This window comes from Nocardioides sp. YIM 152588, from assembly GCF_040191335.1.
Classification (GTDB): domain Bacteria; phylum Actinomycetota; class Actinomycetes; order Propionibacteriales; family Nocardioidaceae; genus Nocardioides.
In genome coordinates this window covers 1-2974 of the sequence record NZ_JBEGDJ010000105.1, presented here as the reverse complement: position 1 = coordinate 2974, position 2974 = coordinate 1, and the positions used below count along the sequence as shown (strand labels likewise).

At 68.0% G+C, this 2974-nt stretch carries 3 protein-coding genes; all 3 read left to right on the top strand.

Features of this window, described 5'->3' with window-relative positions:
• A partial coding sequence (locus ABLM29_RS22160) for a flagellin (protein WP_349716814.1) occupies positions 1–679 on the top strand: 679 nt, incomplete at its 5' end.
• 209 nt (positions 680–888) lie between these two features.
• Positions 889–1698, top strand: a complete 810-nt coding sequence (locus ABLM29_RS22155; RefSeq protein ID WP_349716812.1) for a flagellin N-terminal helical domain-containing protein — start codon at positions 889–891, stop codon at positions 1696–1698.
• Between the two features lie 195 nt (positions 1699–1893).
• Positions 1894–2685 carry a flagellin N-terminal helical domain-containing protein gene (locus tag ABLM29_RS22150; protein WP_349716810.1) on the top strand — a complete coding sequence of 264 codons (792 nt, stop codon included), beginning with the start codon at positions 1894–1896 and terminating at the stop codon, positions 2683–2685.
• The last annotated feature ends 289 nt before the right edge of the window (positions 2686–2974 follow it).

Here is a 2974-nt window from a genome sequence, read left to right as displayed (position 1 = left end):
GGGCCTGCGCGCCCAGGTCGGCGGCCTCAAGGTCGCCGTCCGCAACGCCCAGGACGGCATCTCGGTCGCCCAGACCGCGGAAGGCGCCCTCACCGAGGTCCACTCCATGCTGCAGCGCATGAACGACCTGTCGGTGCAGTACAACTCCGGCACCCAGGACGCGAACTCCCAGGCCGCCCTGTCGGCGGAGTTCAACGCGCTGCTCACCGAGATCGACCGGATCCAGACGAACACCAAGTTCAACGGCAACACGCTGTTCAACGACGCCGACCTGACGTTCCAGGTCGGCTACGCCAGCGGCGACACGATCGTCGTCGACGGCGCGGGGTCGCTCAAGTCGTTCGCGACGATCGACACCGCGGACTTCACCGCGACCCAGACCGTCGGCGGCTCCGCCGTGGTGATCACGAACAGCAACTCGGTGCAGGCGGCGATCACGGGCATCTCGACCCAGCGCGGCGCCCTCGGTGCCATCCAGAACCGGTTCGAGCACACCGTGAACTCGGTCAACGTCGCCATCGAGAACCTCTCCGCCTCGGAGTCGCGCATCCGCGACACCGACATGGCCCAGGAGATGATGAACCTGACCAAGAACCAGATCCTGTCCCAGGCCGGGACCGCGATGCTGGCCCAGGCCAACTCCGCCTCCCAGGGCGTCCTCCAGCTCCTCCAGGGCTGACCCGGACACACCACCCGAGGCACATCTGATCCACCGCGTGCCGGTGGGGACCACCCGGTCCCCACCGGCACGTCGCTTTCAGCGCCGAGTCGCCGCGAGCCCTTCGGGTCGAAGGCTCAACCCGACCGCCGTCCGGTCGATGGGGTGGGGAGACGGGAGGCCATGGAGGGACTCCCGACCCCACCAGACCTTGAATCCAGGAGGGAACCATGGGTCTTCGCATCAGCCAGAACATCGAGGCGATCAACGCCTACCGCAACCTGTCGACCACGCAGAGCAACCTGTCGAAGTCGATGGAGAAGCTCTCGTCGGGCTACCGGATCAACCGCGCCGCCGACGACGCCGCGGGCCTCGCCATCTCCGAGGGCCTGCGCGCCCAGGTCGGCGGACTCAAGGTCGCCGTCCGCAACGCCCAGGACGGCATCTCGGTCGCCCAGACCGCGGAAGGCGCCCTCACCGAGGTCCACTCCATGCTCCAGCGCATGAACGACCTCGCCGTGCAGTACAACTCCGGCACCCAGAGCACCGAGTCCAAGGCCGCGATCAACGCCGAGTTCACCGCCCTGAAGACCGAGGTCGGCCGGATCGAGGACAACACCAAGTTCAACGGCAACCTGCTGTTCGGTGGCGGCGCGCGGACCTTCCAGGTCGGCTACGCCAACGGCGACACCATCGCGATCTCGGCGGCGGCGCTCGGCAGCTTCAAGGGCACCATCGCGGCGCTCGACCTGGCCGCCGGCACGCCCAGCACCAGCGACGACGTACAGGCGCAGATCACCGCGATCTCGACCCAGCGCGGCGCCCTCGGCGCGATCCAGAACCGGTTCGAGCACACCGTGAACAGCGTCAACGTCGCCATCGAGAACCTCTCCGCCTCGGAGTCGCGCATCCGCGACACCGACATGGCCCAGGAGATGATGAACCTGACCAAGAACCAGATCCTGTCCCAGGCCGGGACCGCGATGCTGGCCCAGGCCAACTCCGCCTCCCAGGGCGTCCTCCAGCTCCTCCAGGGCTGAGCACCGCTCCGACAGGGGCACATCTGAGACACCGAGCGCCGGTGGGACCCACGAGGTCCCGCCGGCGCTCGGCATCTCGGGCGACGACACCCGGGGAATGCCTCAGCCCGGCGACGGTCCGGACGATCAGGGAGACCGACGGGAGTCCAGGGAGGGACCCCCGAGAACCAGACCTTGCATCCAGGAGGGAACACCATGGGTCTCCGCATCAGCCAGAACATCGAGGCGATCAACGCCTACCGCAACCTGTCGACCACGCAGAGCAACCTGTCGAAGTCGATGGAGAAGCTCTCGTCGGGCTACCGGATCAACCGCGCCGCCGACGACGCCGCGGGCCTCGCCATCTCCGAGGGCCTGCGCGCCCAGGTCGGCGGACTCAAGGTCGCCGTCCGCAACGCCCAGGACGGCATCTCGGTCGTGCAGACCGCGGAAGGCGCCCTGACCGAGGTCCACTCCATGCTGCAGCGCATGAACGACCTGTCGGTGCAGTACAACTCCGGCACCCAGGACGCGAACTCCCGGGCCGCGCTCTCGGCCGAGTTCGACGCCCTCGAGACCGAGATCGGCCGGATCCAGACGAACACCAAGTTCAACGGCGTCTCGCTGTTCCCGGGCACCGCCGCGACGCTGACCTTCCAGGTCGGCTACGCCAGCACCGACGTGATCACCGTCGGCGTCTCCGCCCTGCCGGCGTCGGTCGCCGCGGCGGACATCACCAACAGCAACACCGTCCAGACCGCGATCACAGCGGTCTCGACCCAGCGCGGCGCCCTCGGTGCGCTGCAGAACCGGTTCGAGCACACCGTGAACTCGGTCAACGTCGCCATCGAGAACCTCTCCGCCTCGGAGTCGCGCATCCGCGACACCGACATGGCCCAGGAGATGATGAACCTGACCAAGAACCAGATCCTGTCCCAGGCCGGGACCGCGATGCTGGCCCAGGCCAACTCCGCCTCCCAGGGCGTGCTCCAGCTCCTCCAGGGCTGAGCACCGCGCGCCTGGGGCGCAGCCGAACCGCTGATCCACCGTGTGCCGGTGGGGACCGACCGGTCCCCGCCGGCACACGGCATTTCGGCACCCAATGCCTCATCCCGACACCGCCCCGGACGATCAGGGACTGCGACGGGAGTCCAGGGAGGGACACCCGACCCCACCAAGACCGTGAATCCAGGAGGGAACACCATGGGTCTCCGCATCAGCCAGAACATCGAGGCGATCAACGCCTACCGCAACCTGTCGACCACGCAGAGCAACCTGTCGAAGTCGATGGAGAAGC